This window comes from Bacillus sp. FSL K6-3176 (assembly GCF_038003325.1).
Classification (GTDB): domain Bacteria; phylum Bacillota; class Bacilli; order Bacillales; family Bacillaceae; genus Bacillus; species Bacillus altitudinis.
Genome location: NZ_JBBOOX010000001.1, coordinates 1679385 through 1696183 on the forward strand (window position 1 = coordinate 1679385; position 16799 = coordinate 1696183).

Genomic DNA, 16799 nt, shown 5'->3' on the forward strand with positions numbered 1-16799 from the left:
CGTAAAAAAGGAGGAGACATATGTGGCTACTGCAGCACCTATTTACCGAAACAATTATTTAAACTGTTCTCAATTAACGATTGCAGCCATGCTTCTTAGAAAAGGAATTCAAATCGACAGGATTTGGAGGCAAGCGGGTCTTGTTTATAGATCTCAAGACCAAGGATTTGTTTTGATCGGTTCCTTTAAACACTTTCGTGAAGATATTCTGCATCATAATGGCATTCATTTAGAAGAAATTTTTTACACCGAAGAGGAATTAGACCTCTATATGAATCGGGTATTTAAACAGCATCCAAAGAGAGGCACTGTGTCTGTTTCTTTAGATATATTTGAATTACCGTACTGTCCATTTTTTGAAAGAGAACACGGATATCATACATTGGAAGTACTTGAGGTGAATGATGATCATGTAGTGATCAGTGACCATGCTTATTCTTATCATGGCACATTGAGTAAAGATCATTTGATGAAAGCCGCACGCTCTGTCTACGAACATACGCCTCGAACCGAAAATCGTTATAAATGGATCAAACAGGTTGATCTTGAGAAAGAACCGGATGTAATGAAAGTTTTAAAAGAGCATGTTGCCATATTAGAAGGTGCACCGCCACATTTTGAATTGCCTGGAGCTGTCACAGGTCTTGACGCAATTTCAGTCATTCAAAGAGATTATATTGATAGTATTAAAGGTGATGAAAATGGTAATTTATTAGACAATGTTTATTTTGAAGGACTAAAGGATGTCGCCAACTCCAGAAAACATATGGTGACATTTTTATCATCATATGAAAATGAGCATTTACAACCCCTTATTCAAGCATTTGAAGATGCTTATCAAAGCTGGACAGTGCTTGCTAATTTTACAGCTAGAGTCGGCCTCAGCAAAAATCCTCGCAGTATGATTGAAAGGACGTCGAATCGGTTTCAAAAAACATTAGAAGTGGAGACAAGCCTTCTCACGCAACTAAAAGAGGTGATTCAAAATGAAAACCTATCAACCCCTCACTCTTCATGATTATGTCAATAACAGAGGCATCACATATCAAAATGAATATGAAAAAGGCCAATTAACCATTGGTGGGGCTTCTTTGCCGGCTGAGTTGGTCATGAACGTGAAGGACTCTTTGGTCGAAGGCATTCCTTTTCAGTTCATTTATCAAGATCAAGGAGACAATATTGAATTAGAGGGTCAGTCTATTCAACTTCAGGCAGTTGAAGCAGAAGCGCTCCATGTCGTAGGTTGTTCATCTAATGGTAATCTCTATGAAAAGATGACATTATTACGAGAGGGGACCGTTGTCTTGGAGTCTCGTCTTTCATTAACCGATGTGATTGAACGTGAACCTGCATTTGATGATCGATTGGCTTATGCATTTGATTATATTCATACGGTAGCCGGCATCAATCATCATTTAACATCAAACCTATGGATTGATTCGCTTTCCTTCTCGCAAAAAATCGTTTTTGATGAAATCCGCTTTCAAGATAATCCATTTATGCATATTTTCGCAATGACGATCCAGCAGTCAGATCATTGATGGAAGGGGGCCATGTCTATGTGCGGTATTGCAGGTTATTGTCATTTTAACAAAGCACCAATTGATCCACACATCTTACTGAAGATGAAAAACGCACTTAGTGTGCGTGGACCTGATGATAGTGGTGTATATCAAGACGACTCAGTTGGTTTGGTTCATACGCGGCTTTCCATTATCGATATTCAATCTGGGCCGCAGCCAATAACAAATGAAGATGAGTCTATTTGTGTGATTTTAAATGGCGAGATTTATAATTTCCAAGAACTAAGAGAGGACTTATGGAATAAAGGCCATACGTTTCGTACGCTGACAGATACAGAAGTACTTGTTCATGGCTATGAAGAATACGGGATTTCTTTTATTGAGCAATTAAATGGAATGTTTGCAGCTGCGATTTGGGATCAAAAGAAGAAAGAATTCTTTTTATTTAGAGACCGGTCTGGGATTAAACCGCTTTATGTTTCAGAATGTAGAGGAGGGCTTATTTTCGGATCGGAAATGAAGGCTCTTCTTCAGCATCCAGATATACAAGTTGCCATTCAGCCTGAGGCTGTCCTTAGTTATTTATCCTTCCGTTATGCGATCGGTGAGCAAACTTTCTTTCAAGGAATTCAAACATTACCCCCAGGTGTCATCTTGAAAATAGATGAAACAGGAATGACAAAAGAGGCCTATTGGCAATATCCTTTCCCATCTGATGGAATTGACAGGGGAGAACGTTATTATCAAAAGGGATTGTTTGAATTACTTCAAGATAGTGTGCAAAAACAAATGATGTCTGATGTACCTGTAGGAGCTTTTTTGAGTGGAGGAGTGGATTCGACTTCTATTGTTGCTTTGATGTCCAAATATGCGAACGAGAATATTCACTGTTTTTCGACCAGCTTTGAAGAGGAAGGTTTTTCTGAAGAAAGCTATGCCAAGCTCGCAGCAGAACAATACAACGTCAAGCTTCACTCGCATCGAATGAGTGAAGAAGAATACTTTCAATTATTGCCAGAAGTTGTGAAACGAAGAGATCATCCTCTTTCCATTCCTCATGAGGTCGCTTTTTACCATATGTCACGTGAAGCAAAAAAGCATGTAACGGTTGTTTTGTGTGGTGAAGGAGCGGACGAATTGTTTGCAGGGTATGGTCGTGTATTTAGGAGTCCTTCAGATTGGCGTAAAATTTTATGGCTTCAAAAAAACCGAAAGCTGTCATCCATCCTTTCAAAGGTATTATTTGAACCGTCCTTTCAGCAGCAGGTGCATCAATTTATCCATCTTGATGGGGAAATGGAACATTATAAAAAAAGATATGCTTGGTTTACTGATAGCGAAAAAGAGCAGCTCTTAGGTCAGCACGCGCATTCAATTGATTCTGCTGATTTGCACATGAATCAATTGATCGCCCATTGCTTTAAAGAAATGGAAGGGGCGTCGTATGAAAACAAACTGCTCTATTTATTTCAACAAATCCATTTACCCAACTTGTTAGACCGGCTTGATATGATGACGATGTCACACGGACTAGAAGCACGTGTACCGTTTCTTGATCATCGCATCATCCAATTTGTCAATGATATGCCTTTCAAGTACAAACTTCCTTATAAAGGGCTACCTAGCAAAGTGCAAGCATTTTTCCAATCGAGCCTTAAAACAAGTGAGGTCCAAGATATTCCGAAATATATGTTGAAAAAGACAATGGAGCAAACGGTGGATAAGCGTATATTATATAGAAGAAAAATGGGTTTTCCTGTTCCGGTGTATCATTGGATGAACAAAAGAATGGGAGAAATTGAAGAGAAACTTCTTGATCAACAAAGCTTTGCAACACAATTATTTCAAAAGGAGCCGCTAGAACAATTTTTGCGACATCATTCGAATCAGAAGAAGAAAAATGGAGCGGACCAAAAAGTGTGGATGCTTTACAACTTGGAATTATGGCATGATCACTATATCAAAGGGGCGCGTCTTCCGCTCCAAACTAGTCATTAAGAGGCCCGGTCTATTCACCTTGCCTGCTGCATATATGATATGGAAGGGGAGTGATGCGATTTTGAGGCTGAGTGAGCTGTCAGGAAAAGAGATCGTCGATATTAAAAGAGCGGAGCGGCTTGGCGTGCTTGGACAAACCGACCTTGAAATAAATGAACAGGACGGTCAAATTACAGCACTCATCATACCTTCCGTCAAATGGTTTGGCTTTCGAAAAGAAGGAAATGACATCCGCGTTCCGTGGAATCACATTCAAAAAATAGGTTCAGATATGATCATTCTCGATGTGCCTGAAGAACTTCAGCCGCACGGAGAAAAAGAGCACCCATCATAAAAGGGTGCTCTCAGCGTGTAGACAAACCCTCGCATTCTTTATCAGTCCTGCGTGCTGGTGCTCACGAATGTCAAATTCTCTCCGCACCAGTACTCGTCCTTCCTAGGGCTGCAAAAGTTTTCTATCACGCTGAAAAGAAAAAAAGAGCTAAAATAAGGAGCATTTTAGCCCTTTGTCCATGATTTGAAAGAGCACCCACTATAAATGGGTGCTCTTTTTCTTTTCTCTCCCCGATTTGTTCACAGGCTGAATCATCTCCTCATATGCTGAAAGGGAGATTCGGAAAATATTACAGACTTTTTTAAATAAAGAAGGTGAACGGTCAGTATGTTGAGCGGTTTAACGGTTGCGGTGATCGGGGGAGATGCTAGGCAGCTTGAAATCATTCGCAAGCTGTCACAGCAGCATGCCAAAGTGTTTTTGGTCGGTTTTGATCAGCTGGATCATGGATTTATTGGTGCTGAAAAGCTGAAAATGTCAGAGCTTCCATTTGAGCAGGTAGACAGTATGATCCTTCCGGTATCAGGTGCTACAGACGAAGGGGTCGTTGCCACCGTTTTTTCAAATGAGAAGGTCGTGCTAGAAGCTAAATATTTAGAAAGAACCCCTGCACATTGTACCTTGTACTCAGGTATTTCTAATATGTACTTAGACAATATGGCAAAGCAGGTGAACCGGAAGCTTGTGAAGCTGTTTGAGCGAGATGATATTGCCATATATAACTCTATTCCAACAGTTGAAGGGATTATCATGATGGCTATTCAGCAAACGGACTATACGATTCATGGGTCACATGTCGCTGTTCTCGGACTTGGTCGAACAGGGCTCACCATTGCCCGCACATTTCGGGCGCTAGGTGCGGAAGTGAAAGTTGGTGCTGCGGATACAGCCCATTTAGCGCGAGCCTTTGAGATGGGACTTGATCCATTTTCAATGGACCGTTTAAAAGATGAAGTAACGGATGTCGACATCATCATCAATACGATTCCAAGCTTAGTATTAGATTCATCTGTCATCGTCAGCATGACACCAAAGACACTCATTTTGGATATCGCCTCCCGCCCAGGTGGAACAGACTTTGACTTTGCACAAAAGCATGGAGTGAAGGCACTTCTTGCACCAGGACTTCCAGGGATTGTGGCACCAAAGACAGCCGGGCAGATCATTGCAAAAGTGCTTTCTGGGCTCTTATGTGAACTTGCGGAGGAAAAAAGGGGGATGAAATCATGACTACACTAAAAGGGAAAAGAATCGGCTTTGGTTTAACAGGTTCTCACTGCACGTACGAAGCCGTTTTTCCGCAAATCGAATCACTCGTGAAAGAAGGGGCAGAAGTGCGTCCTGTCGTGTCATATACGGTGCAAAATACGAATACGAGATTCGGAGAAGGAGCGGACTGGATTGAGCGGATTGAGAAGCTGACAGGATTTCAAGCGATTGACTCAATCGTCAAAGCAGAGCCACTCGGACCAAAACTTCCACTTGATTGTATGGTCATTGCACCTTTAACAGGCAATTCAATGGCGAAATTTGCAAATGCACTGACAGACAGTCCAGTCTTAATGGCTGCTAAGGCGACCATTCGTAATCACCGCCCTGTCGTTTTAGGCATTTCCACCAATGATGCATTAGGTTTAAATGGTACAAATCTCATGAGACTCATGTCGACAAAGAACATTTTCTTTATTCCATTCGGCCAAGATGATCCATTCAAAAAACCGACTTCCATGGTAGCGCATATGGATCTACTGACGAAAACGGTAGAAGAGGCGCTCGAGCATAGACAAATTCAGCCCATTTTAATTGGAGCAAACGAATAATAGATTCACTAGAAAATCATGAAAGATTCAAAAAAGGTACTTCAAGCCTTGCTTTTCTATGGTAAAATAAAATGTAAAAAGTCATAGGATGGCCATCCGAAAGAAAAGAATCATGGATGGGTCGGAAGGAGTTTTACTGATGGGAAGAGGATTGCATGTAGCTGTAGTTGGAGCGACTGGAGCTGTCGGTCAACAAATGTTAAAAACACTAGCTGACAGAGATTTTGAAATGGATACACTTACCCTACTATCCTCAAAACGTTCTGCTGGAACAAAAGTGACATTCAGAGGTCAAGAGTATACCGTTCAAGAAGCAACACCTGAAAGCTTTGAAGGGGTCAATATTGCACTATTCAGTGCGGGAGGAAATGTTTCCAAAGCGCTAGCTCCTGAAGCAGTCAAACGAGGTGCAATTGTTGTCGATAATACAAGTGCTTTTCGTATGGACGAAAATACCCCTCTTGTCGTACCAGAGGTAAACGAAAAAGATTTGCATGACCATCAAGGGATCATTGCAAACCCTAACTGTTCAACGATTCAAATGGTGGCGGTGCTAGAACCGCTTCGTCAAGCGTATGGCATGAAAAAAGTCATTGTGTCTACTTACCAAGCAGTATCAGGTGCAGGACATGAAGCCATAGACGAACTGTACAGCCAGTCGCAAGCCATTTTAAATAAAGAAGATGTGAAACCAGAAGTCATGCCTTATCAAATTGCCTTTAATGCGATTCCGCAAATTGATAAATTCCAAGATAATGGCTATACATTTGAAGAAATGAAAATGATCAATGAAACGAAAAAAATCATGCATTTGCCAGAGCTGGAAGTAGCAGCAACATGTGTGAGACTACCAATTGAAACGGGTCATTCAGAATCGGTTTACGTTGAACTTGAATCAAATGACGCAACGGTTGATGACATCAAGTCCATCCTAAAAGATGCACCAGGCATCACATTACAAGATGATCCGTCTCAGCAAATTTATCCAATGCCTGCAGATGCTGTTGGTAAAAACGACGTATTTGTCGGCCGCATTCGGAAGGATTTGGATCGTCCAAATGGCTTCCATATGTGGATTGTATCTGATAACCTGCTAAAAGGCGCTGCATGGAACTCCGTTCAAATTGCAGAAAGCTTACGAGCATTAAAATTAGTTTAACATTCAATGGATGATGAGGACGAATAGAAGAGAGTTAGGCATCTTTCGCCTGCTCTCTTCTGTTACGTCAGAATGAACTTGGAGTGAAAACAGTGAAAATAATTGTCCAAAAATTTGGCGGTACATCTGTCAAAGATGATCAAGGAAGAAAAAGGGCACTTGCACATATCTTATCTGCAAAAGAGAAAGGCTATAAATCGGTCGTTGTCGTGTCTGCGATGGGACGAAAAGGCGATCCTTATGCGACAGATACACTGCTAGGTCTGCTTTACGGCAGTGCGCAGCATATGACAAACCGAGAAAAAGATTTACTCGTGTCTTGCGGAGAAAATATTTCAGCTGTTGTTTTTTCAAGTATGCTGAATGAAAACGGGCTAAAGGCTGTTGCGATGACTGGATCACAGGCAGGCTTTGTGACAGATAAAGAGCATACAAATGCGAAAATTATTGATATGAAGTGTGAACGTCTTGAGGCGGCACTTTCAGAGCATGATGTGGTTGTCGTTGCTGGATTCCAAGGCGCTGCAAAAAATGGAGACGTGACAACAATCGGACGAGGCGGCAGTGATACGTCAGCTGCTGCGTTAGGCGCTGCATTGCAGGCAGATTTCATCGATATTTTTACAGATGTAGAAGGGGTCATGACAGCAGATCCACGTATCGTAGAAAATGCAAAACCATTGAGAGTCGTGACATACACAGAAATTTGTAACCTCGCATACCAAGGGGCAAAAGTCATTCACCCTAGAGCTGTTGAAATTGCCATGCAAGCAAAAGTACCAATGAGGGTCCGTTCAACATACTCTGATGATGAGGGCACACTCGTGACATCACACTACTCAGATAAAATGAGTCATGATGTGTACGACCGCCTGATTACGGGTATTGCACATGTCAATGATGTCACACAAATCAAAGTCCCAGCTAAAGAGGGACAGTACAGCGTACAAACAGAAGTCTTTAAAGCAATGGCAAATGCCCAAATCAGTGTCGATTTCTTCAACATTACACCGAGCGAAATCGTCTATACGGTGACAGGTGCAATGACTGAAAAAGCAACGGCGATCCTAAAAGATCTAGGCTATACGCCGATTGTCACGACAAACTGTGCAAAGGTATCAGCTGTTGGAGCAGGCATTATGGGTGTACCAGGTGTCACATCTAAAATTGTATCTGCACTATCTGAGCAAAATATTCCGATCTTACAGTCCGCTGACAGTCATACGACGATTTGGGTGTTAGTGAACGAAGAAAACATGAGAGCGGCTGTCAATGCCCTTCATGAAGTGTTTGAACTTTCAAGATAAATGTGATTGAATCATGATGAGGTGAAAAAAATGAATTTCGGAAATATCGCAACAGCTATGATTACACCTTTTGATAAAAAGGGCAACATTGATTTCCAAAAGCTATCAATTCTCATTGATTACTTGTTAAAAAACGGCAGTGACTCTTTAGTCGTTGCAGGGACAACAGGCGAATCGCCAACTTTATCGACTGAAGAAAAAGTCGCTCTTTTTCAGCAATCGGTGAAATTAGCAAATGGTCGTTGTAAAATCATTGCAGGAACAGGCAGTAATAACACAAATGCGTCTATTAAACTAACGAAAAAAGCAGAAGAAGCGGGCGTTGATGCAGTGATGCTTGTCGTACCTTACTACAACAAGCCATCACAGGAAGGCATGTATGCACACTTTAAAGCAATTGCCGAGTCTACATCTCTTCCTGTCATGCTTTACAATGTACCAGGAAGAACGGTTGCTTCATTAGCACCAGAAACAACGATTAAGCTTGCGCAAATACCGAACATTGTCGCAATCAAAGAAGCAAGCGGTGATCTAGATGCCATGACAAAAATCATTGCAGAGACACCAGAAGATTTTGACGTTTACTCTGGTGACGATAGCCTAACGCTTCCTGCGGTTGCGGTTGGTGCAAAAGGAGTCGTCTCAGTTGCTTCTCATATCGTAGGCCTAGATATGCAGCAAATGCTAAAAAGCTACGCTTCAGGACAAACAGCGAATGCGGCATTGATTCATCAAAAGCTGGTGCCGATCATGAACCAGCTATTCTCAGCGCCAAATCCAACGCCTGTCAAAACAGCTCTTCAGCTGAAAGGATTAGATGTCGGATCCGTTCGACTCCCGCTTTTACCTTTATCAGAAGAAGAGAGACTGAATTTAAGCAGCGTATTAAACAGCTGATCAAAACAAAAAAATTCGTAAGCGGTCATTCTCAGATGTCCCTGAGTATGACCGTTTTTTATACATAAACACTTTCTTAAAATGTGACTTCATCTTGTTTTCTAAAATTAGATTCAGTTATAATAGCATTAAGCGATGATGGACGGGCTTGAGACTAGGAGGATAAGAATTTTGAAAAAGAAAAATACAGAGAACGTAAGAATTATTGCACTGGGAGGCGTTGGAGAAATCGGGAAAAACTTATATGTCATTGAGATTGATTCCGACATATATGTTGTAGATGCAGGACTCATGCATCCAGAAAACGAAATGCTAGGCATTGACGTGGTCATTCCTGATATCTCTTATTTAACAGAACGAGCTGATCGGGTGAAAGCAATTTTTCTTACCCACGGACATGATGAAGCAATCGGAGGCGTATTCCATTGCTTAAGTAAATTGTCTGTACCAGTTTACGGCACGAAGCTGACCCTTGCGTTACTTCGAGAAAAGTTAAAGCAATACGGCTTCAATCAAAAAGCTGATTTGCGAGAGGTTCATGCAAAGTCAGTCATTACATTTGAAACAACAAAGGTATCATTCTTTAGAACGAATCACAGTATTCCTGATTCAGTCGGAATCAGCTTCAAAACATCTCTTGGTTCAATCGTATGCACAGGTGATTTTAAATTTGATCAAACCCCAGCGCTTAACCAAGCCTGTGACATCGGAGAGATTGCGAAAATTGGAAACAATGGCGTTTTAGCACTTCTTTCAGACAGTGCAAATGCTGAAAAACCAGGCTATACACCTTCTGAGGCGCTCGTCCAAGACGAAATCTCAAATGCGATGTACAATGCTGAAAATCGTGTGATTGTCGCTGTATCTTCATCAAATATTAACCGTGTACAGCAGATCATTAATGCCACAAACCAAAATGGCCGTAAGCTTGCAGTAGCAGGAAAAAATATGATGACAACTCTTCAGCTTGCGATCAAACTTGGTTATGTGACAGCAGACGAAGAATTATTTGTTCCAGTCCAAGAAGTGAAAAAAATGGCGAAAAACAGTGTGGTCATTCTCACAGCAGGAAGCCACGGTGAGCCTCTCGCTGCTTTAACAAAAATGGCGAAACAAAATCACAAACAGCTTCATATTGAAAAAGATGACACGGTTGTGATTGCGTCTACACCTCTTCCGGGACAAGAACTCATATATTCAAAAACGGTGGATTTCCTTACAAGAAGCGGAGCACAAGTGATTTTTGCTCAAAAACGAGTGCATGTATCTGGACATGGCTGTCAAGAAGAGTTAAAGCTCATGCTGAACTTACTGAAGCCAAAGTATTTAATTCCAGTAAACGGCGAATATCGCATGCAAAAAGCACATTCTCGTATTGCTGAAGAAGTGGGAATGAAACGAAGCGACATTTTCTTAATTGATAAAGGCGATGTTGTAGAATTTAGAGGACAAAACGTAAAGATCGGTGAAAAAGTGCATCAAGGGAACATTTTGATCGACGGTCTTGGCGTTGGTGATATCGGGAATATTGTCTTACGTGATAGACGCCTATTGTCTCAAGATGGCATCTTAATTGTGGTCATTACGCTCGATAAACAAAAGAAACAATTAATTTCTGGACCTGAGATCATCACAAGAGGATTTGTTTATGTAAGAGAATCCGAAGAGCTGATTGTGAAAGCAACAGAAATGGTCAAAGGGATTGTGACAGAGCAAACGGAAAACTCAATTGTTGAATGGTCAACACTGAAACAATCCATGCGCGATGTACTAAATCAATTCCTATATGAAAAAACAAAACGTAAGCCAATGATCATTCCAATTATTATGGAAGTGTGATGAGAAAAGCCCAAAGAGCACAAGCTCTTTGGGCTTTTTTGATGTGACATGATGAATGCGGATGGAATGTGACGATCTTGTTTATAATAGGAGGAGAGTTTTTAGGAAAGGATGGAGACAAATGGACGAACAGAATGAACAGCAGCCTGAGCGAAAACCAGAAGAAAAAGATAGCATTATGAGCAAAATACAACAGCTTGGTGAAACAGCCGTCCCGCAGTTGTCACAAGATACAAACATACATTGCCTGACTATTATTGGACAAATTGAAGGGCACATGCAGCTGCCGCCACAAAATAAAACAACCAAATACGAACATGTCATTCCACAAATCGTAGCAGTTGAACAAAACCCAAAAATTGAAGGGCTTCTGATCATTTTAAATACAGTGGGAGGCGATGTAGAAGCAGGACTAGCTATTGCAGAAATGCTCGCTTCTTTATCCAAACCGACTGTATCCATTGTGCTTGGCGGCGGTCACTCTATTGGGGTCCCAATCGCCGTATCGTGTGATTATTCTTACATTGCCGAAACAGCAACGATGACCATTCACCCTGTACGATTAACCGGTCTAGTCATCGGTGTTCCGCAAACCTTTGAATACTTAGATAAAATGCAGGAAAGAGTCATTAATTTTGTCACGAGTCACTCAAACATTACAGAAGAGAAATTTAAAGAGCTTATGTTCTCTAAAGGCAATCTGACAAGAGACATCGGGACAAATGTCGTTGGCCATGAGGCGGCTGAATACGGACTGATGCATGAAGTTGGAGGCGTTGGACAAGCGATTAAAAAGCTGAACGAGCTTATTGGCGAACGGGCTGCACAAAACGAGGGGCTGATCCAATGATTTTATATACACCTATGCCTTATGAAGCCATTTACGCTGAGGAACAAGGAGAACGCAAACTCCAGCAGGTAAACATTCAGGGCGTGCCAGTGATGGTTGAAATGAAAGAAGATGAAGCGGAAATCGTTCAAGTAATGAGTACAAATCCAATGGACTTTTTGAATCAGGAGCTTGCACCAGGTAAGCGATTGAAGTTACATTTAGGCACCAATCAAACCGACTCATATGAATGATTCTATGCTATAATAAAGGGAAAACTTACAACAAGATGCAGCCAAAACCAGGCTGCTTTCTTTCTGATCTTTTCGTAGGTTATATTTTCTTTTGTAGTAAGGTGATGAGTATGGCGAAAAAGAGAAAACGTAAAACAAGAAAAAAACAAAATAAACAGCTAAAACTGAAATACGAACTAAATGGGTTAGTCTGTATTGCCATAGCGATCATTGCCATTTTACAGCTAGGTGTAGTTGGACAAACCTTTGTACATCTATTCCGATTCTTTGCAGGTGAATGGTTTATTCTCTGCCTTATCGGATTATTTCTTTTTGGTGTGACGATCTTTTGGAAAAAACAAATTCCTGATTTACTGACAAGAAGAAAAGCAGGTTTATACTGCATCATTGCGAGTATCTTGCTTTTGTCCCATGTGAAGCTTTTTCAGCATCTTTCAGCTGCAGGCGTGATAGGTTCTCAAAGTGTAATCAGAAATACGTTTGAGTTATTCTTAATGGATATGAAAGGTGAGACAGGCTCGCCCGATTTAGGAGGCGGTATGATCGGTGCTGTATTATTTGCGGCCTCCTATTTCTTGTTTGCACAAGCAGGGTCGCAAATCATGGCCATTGTGCTAATGCTGATCGGCATTGTGCTGATCACAAACCGCTCACTGCAAGAAATGGTCAAAAAAGTGACGCTGCCTGTATCACAATTTTTGGTGAAGCAGTGGAAAGCATTTATTGAAGATATGAAAGGCATAAGGCAGGCGAAAAAGAATGCACCTGCGCAAAAAACAAGTGAAAAGAAAAAACGTTCACGCTTGCAAGAAGAGGCCGAAGAAGATCATGATCATATCTTGATCGAGGAAGAAGAGCAGGCTTCTGACAATCGTCAGCCGATTATCTCAAGTTTTGCTGATCGAGATGACATGCTCACACCGCCGGTTCAAAAAGATCAGCCGGTCAATGAGCCAAATCCTCTTCAAGAAACTGTACAAGGCACTCCGTCTCATGATACAGGGGACGAACCGAAAGAAGCTCCGCCTATGACGTTTACGGAGCTTGAAAATAAGGATTATGAGCTGCCATCGCTTGATATTTTAGCTGAGCCGCAGCATTCAGGTCAGCAAACAGATAAGAAGAATATTTATGAAAATGCAAGAAAACTTGAAAAGACCTTCCAAAGTTTTGGTGTAAAAGCAAAAGTGACACAAGTTCATTTAGGGCCGGCCGTCACAAAATATGAAGTATACCCTGATGTCGGCGTGAAGGTAAGTAAGATCGTCAACTTGAGTGATGATTTAGCCCTTGCATTAGCAGCAAAAGACATTCGAATTGAAGCGCCGATTCCTGGTAAATCCGCCATCGGAATTGAAGTGCCCAACGCAGAAATTGCGATGGTTTCTTTAAAAGAGGTTTTAGAATCGAAACAAAATGATCGCCCAAATGCCAAGCTACTCATCGGACTGGGCCGAAATATTTCTGGTGAAGCTGTGCTGGCTGAAATGAACAAAATGCCGCATTTACTTGTGGCTGGCTCGACAGGAAGCGGAAAGAGCGTATGTATCAATGGCATTATCACAAGCATTCTCATGAGAGCAAAACCTCATGAAGTAAAGATGATGATGATTGACCCGAAAATGGTTGAATTAAATGTTTATAACGGCATCCCGCATCTGTTGGCTCCAGTTGTGACTGATCCTAAGAAAGCCTCACAGGCACTTAAAAAAGTGGTTAGTGAAATGGAGCGCCGTTATGAATTGTTTTCGCATACGGGCACAAGAAATATTGAAGGGTACAATGATTACATTAAACGAATGAATCAATCAGAAGAAGCGAAGCAGCCAGAACTCCCTTATATTGTCGTCATTGTAGACGAGCTTGCTGATTTAATGATGGTTGCTTCTTCTGATGTAGAAGATTCCATTACAAGGCTTTCTCAAATGGCACGTGCTGCAGGGATTCATTTAATTATCGCCACACAGAGACCTTCGGTTGATGTCATTACTGGTGTCATTAAAGCCAATATTCCATCCCGTATTGCATTTAGCGTATCGTCACAAACCGATTCAAGGACCATTCTTGATATGGGAGGCGCAGAAAAATTGCTGGGCAGAGGGGATATGTTGTTTTTACCGGTCGGTGCGAACAAACCAGTTCGTGTACAAGGCGCCTTTTTATCAGATGAAGAAGTGGAACATGTCGTTGATCATGTCATCACGCAGCAAAAAGCACAATATCAAGAAGAAATGATCCCAAGTGAAGAAACGCAAGATCAGCTTGGGGCTGTGGACGACGACTTATATGATGAAGCAGTTGAACTGATCATTGGCATGCAGACGGCCTCTGTTTCTATGCTGCAAAGGAGGTTCCGCATCGGTTATACCCGTGCTGCACGTCTTATTGACGCAATGGAAGAGCGCGGGGTTGTCGGACCATATGAAGGCAGTAAACCGAGAGAAGTCCTCCTCTCAAAAGAACAACATGACGAGCTCTCTTCATAATTCGAAGAGAGCTTTCCTAACATGAAGTTAACGATATATTGATTATGTTAACTGGAAGTCAGACTATTTATTTATTTGCAAAAACATGATATAGTTATGTTCATCTTATCTCGGAATAGAGATTTCTCATCTTATCATTTGCATTGATTAGACGGAGGGAAAACATGTCGACCAAAACAGACAATCGCCATTTATATTTGAAAGTGATTGACCGTATTAAAGAAGATATTCAAACAGGTGTATATGCCGAAAAGGAAAAGCTCCCTTCTGAGTTTGAGCTCTCAAAGATTTTAGGCGTGAGCAGAGCGACCCTTCGTGAAGCCCTTCGTATATTAGAAGAAGAGAAGTATTTAATTAGAAGGCATGGTGTGGGAACTTTCGTCAACTCAAGACCGCTTTTTTCTACTGGCATTGAACAGCTGACAAGTGTCACAAAAATGATTGAACAGGTCAATATGACGCCAGGTACCATCTTTTTGTCCTCACAAGAAGGGGAGCCGACAGAGAATGATGTCATTCGTTTTCAGTGTGATGAATCCGAGAAGGTTTTTTCAATGGAACGCGTTCGAACAGCAGATGGACAGCCAGTCGTCTATTGTTTAGATAAAATTCCGGTCAAACATCTTCCCGCTTCTTTTACTCATGAGGAAGAATCGCTTTTTGAGCTGTTTGGCAGAGAACCGCACAGCGGAATTAAATATGCAGTGGCAGACATCGAACCGATTGGTTATCACGATCAGGTTTCACCGATACTAGAATGTGACCCAGAAACAGCCTTACTATTACTGAAACAAATGCACTATGATCAAGATGATCAGCCGGTCTTATACTCGCTCAATTATTTTCGAGCGGATAAATTCAGCTTCCATGTCATACGTAAACGATTTTAACAAAGCAGTCGCTTCCATAGGCGGTTGCTTTTTGTTTGCCCATACATAAAACCCGTGAAACATGCCACACTAATATGTAACAGTATATAGAATTGGGTGAATGATGTTGGGCGAGAAAACAGTCAGTAAAAAGAATATTATTGCATTATCATCAGTGCCTCTAATCATGACACTTGGGAACTCGATGCTAATCCCCGTATTACCAGAGATCGAAAAGAAACTCTCAATCACTTCCTTTCAAGTGTCACTCATTATTACGGTATACTCCGTTGTGGCGATTTTGTGTATTCCGATTGCCGGTTATTTATCTGACCGAATTGGGCGAAAAAAGGTGCTTTTGCCGTGCCTTTTAATCGCAGGACTTGGAGGAGCTGTGGCAGCTGTTGCCTCAACCATCATGAAAGAACCCTACATGTGGATTTTATTTGGCAGGGTCCTTCAAGGTGTTGGTTCAGCTGGGGCGGCACCTGTCGTTATGCCATTTATTGGCGATTTGTTTTACGATGATGAAGAGGTAAGTGCGGGACTTGGAGCCATTGAAACTTCTAATACAGCCGGAAAGGTACTAAGTCCTATTATTGGGGCACTGCTCGCTTCTTGGTTTTGGTTTGTACCGTTTTGGTTCATTCCATTCTTTTCAATCATCAGCTTTGTGATGGTACTGTTTATGGTTGAATCCGCAAAGAAAGAGGAAGATCCGCCTACATTTAAAGAGTTTTTAAAATCAACAAAGACGATTTTTAAGCATGAAGGACGCTGGCTTTATGCCATTTTTGCTATTGGCGGTTTTATTATGTTTCTTCTTTTTGGCGTGCTCTTTTATTTGTCAGATAACCTAGAAGCGGCGTATCAAATAACGGGTGTCAAAAAAGGCTTGCTGCTAAGCATCCCGCTCCTTTTCTTATCAATCAGCTCGTACATTGCGGGGAAAACAATCGGAAAAGAAAAGGGGAAAATGAGGATATTTCTCATCGTAGGTATGGCTCTTTTATCACTTTCGTATATATTTTTATGGTGGAATCACAGTTTTTACGTGTTGTTTGTCTGCTTAAGTATTGGAGGCGTAGGGATTGGCATTGTGCTTCCAGCACTTGATGCGTTGATAACAGAAGGTATTGAAAAAGAGCAGTGCGGAACCATTACGTCATTTTATAGCAGCATGCGGTTTATCGGTGTTGCTTTAGGACCTCCAATTTACGCATTTCTGATGGATAAAGGAGACTCCATCGTTTTTATTCTATCGACCATATGTAGTCTCATTTCATTATTTTTGGTCCTCTTTTTCATCCAGCCAGATGAAAAGGATGAAAGTGAACAATTGAAAACGGTTTAAACATAGAAAAAAGACGGTATTTTGCCATCTTTTTTCTTTTTTATAAATTGACATGTAAAATTTTGATAGTTAAACTAATGTATAGTAATATCTTTTAAATTATCCCAAATAGGAGGTGTTCAAAAACATT

Annotated in this window: 15 protein-coding genes; all 15 read left to right on the top strand. The window is 41.3% G+C overall.

Features of this window, described 5'->3' with window-relative positions; translation table 11 throughout:
• Positions 1-22: 22 nt before the first annotated feature.
• The 15 genes from MHB38_RS08680 to MHB38_RS08750 all read left to right on the top strand — a co-directional run bounded on the left by MHB38_RS08680 (position 23) and on the right by MHB38_RS08750 (position 16669).
• The gene (locus MHB38_RS08680; RefSeq protein WP_135227160.1) at positions 23-1018 is read left to right on the top strand and encodes a hypothetical protein; all 996 of its coding nucleotides are present in this window, start codon (positions 23-25) and stop codon (positions 1016-1018) included.
• Positions 987-1541: a hypothetical protein gene (locus MHB38_RS08685; protein ID WP_041507274.1), complete on the top strand. Its 555-nt coding sequence runs from the start codon at positions 987-989 to the stop codon at positions 1539-1541. The genes MHB38_RS08680 and MHB38_RS08685 overlap by 32 nt, the downstream gene beginning before the upstream one ends.
• An 18-nt stretch (positions 1542-1559) precedes the next feature.
• On the top strand, positions 1560-3521 hold the full coding sequence (gene asnB / locus MHB38_RS08690; RefSeq protein WP_167764462.1) for an asparagine synthase (glutamine-hydrolyzing): 1962 nt from the start codon (positions 1560-1562) through the stop codon (positions 3519-3521).
• 61 nt (positions 3522-3582) lie between these two features.
• Positions 3583-3855 carry a YlmC/YmxH family sporulation protein gene (locus MHB38_RS08695; RefSeq protein WP_341003096.1) on the top strand — a complete coding sequence of 91 codons (273 nt, stop codon included), beginning with the start codon at positions 3583-3585 and terminating at the stop codon, positions 3853-3855.
• 327 nt (positions 3856-4182) lie between these two features.
• Positions 4183-5085: a dipicolinic acid synthetase subunit A gene (dpaA, locus tag MHB38_RS08700; protein WP_007499517.1), complete on the top strand. Its 903-nt coding sequence runs from the start codon at positions 4183-4185 to the stop codon at positions 5083-5085.
• Positions 5082-5675 (top strand): dipicolinate synthase subunit B, encoded by a 594-nt coding sequence (gene dpaB, locus MHB38_RS08705; RefSeq protein ID WP_008344723.1) that lies wholly within the window; start codon positions 5082-5084, stop codon positions 5673-5675. Before dpaA ends, dpaB begins: the two co-directional genes overlap by 4 nt.
• 139 nt (positions 5676-5814) lie before the next feature.
• A complete protein-coding gene (asd, locus tag MHB38_RS08710) occupies positions 5815-6834 on the top strand; it encodes an aspartate-semialdehyde dehydrogenase (protein ID WP_341003097.1) in 1020 nt (339 codons plus the stop codon).
• A 92-nt stretch (positions 6835-6926) separates the two neighbouring features.
• On the top strand, positions 6927-8141 hold the full coding sequence (gene dapG / locus MHB38_RS08715; protein ID WP_025207348.1) for an aspartate kinase: 1215 nt from the start codon (positions 6927-6929) through the stop codon (positions 8139-8141).
• Positions 8142-8171: 30 nt separating this feature from the next.
• On the top strand, positions 8172-9038 hold the full coding sequence (dapA, locus tag MHB38_RS08720; RefSeq protein WP_008344717.1) for a 4-hydroxy-tetrahydrodipicolinate synthase: 867 nt from the start codon (positions 8172-8174) through the stop codon (positions 9036-9038).
• 171 nt (positions 9039-9209) lie between these two features.
• Positions 9210-10877 (top strand): ribonuclease J2, encoded by a 1668-nt coding sequence (gene rnjB, locus MHB38_RS08725; RefSeq protein WP_074042026.1) that lies wholly within the window; start codon positions 9210-9212, stop codon positions 10875-10877.
• 121 nt (positions 10878-10998) lie between these two features.
• Positions 10999-11727, top strand: coding sequence for a ClpP family protease (locus MHB38_RS08730; protein WP_008344713.1), 729 nt, complete (start codon positions 10999-11001; stop codon positions 11725-11727).
• Complete coding sequence (locus MHB38_RS08735) at positions 11724-11960, top strand: YlzJ-like family protein (protein WP_008344712.1); 237 nt, start codon at positions 11724-11726, stop codon at positions 11958-11960. The genes MHB38_RS08730 and MHB38_RS08735 overlap by 4 nt, the downstream gene beginning before the upstream one ends.
• A 110-nt stretch (positions 11961-12070) precedes the next feature.
• Complete coding sequence (locus MHB38_RS08740; protein ID WP_035392030.1) at positions 12071-14446, top strand: FtsK/SpoIIIE family DNA translocase; 2376 nt, start codon at positions 12071-12073, stop codon at positions 14444-14446.
• 164 nt (positions 14447-14610) lie between these two features.
• Entirely contained in the window at positions 14611-15336 is a 726-nt protein-coding gene (locus tag MHB38_RS08745) for a GntR family transcriptional regulator (protein WP_057079526.1), read from the top strand.
• Between the two features lie 103 nt (positions 15337-15439).
• Positions 15440-16669, top strand: a complete 1230-nt coding sequence (locus MHB38_RS08750) for an MFS transporter (protein WP_445661580.1) — start codon at positions 15440-15442, stop codon at positions 16667-16669.
• The last annotated feature ends 130 nt before the right edge of the window (positions 16670-16799 follow it).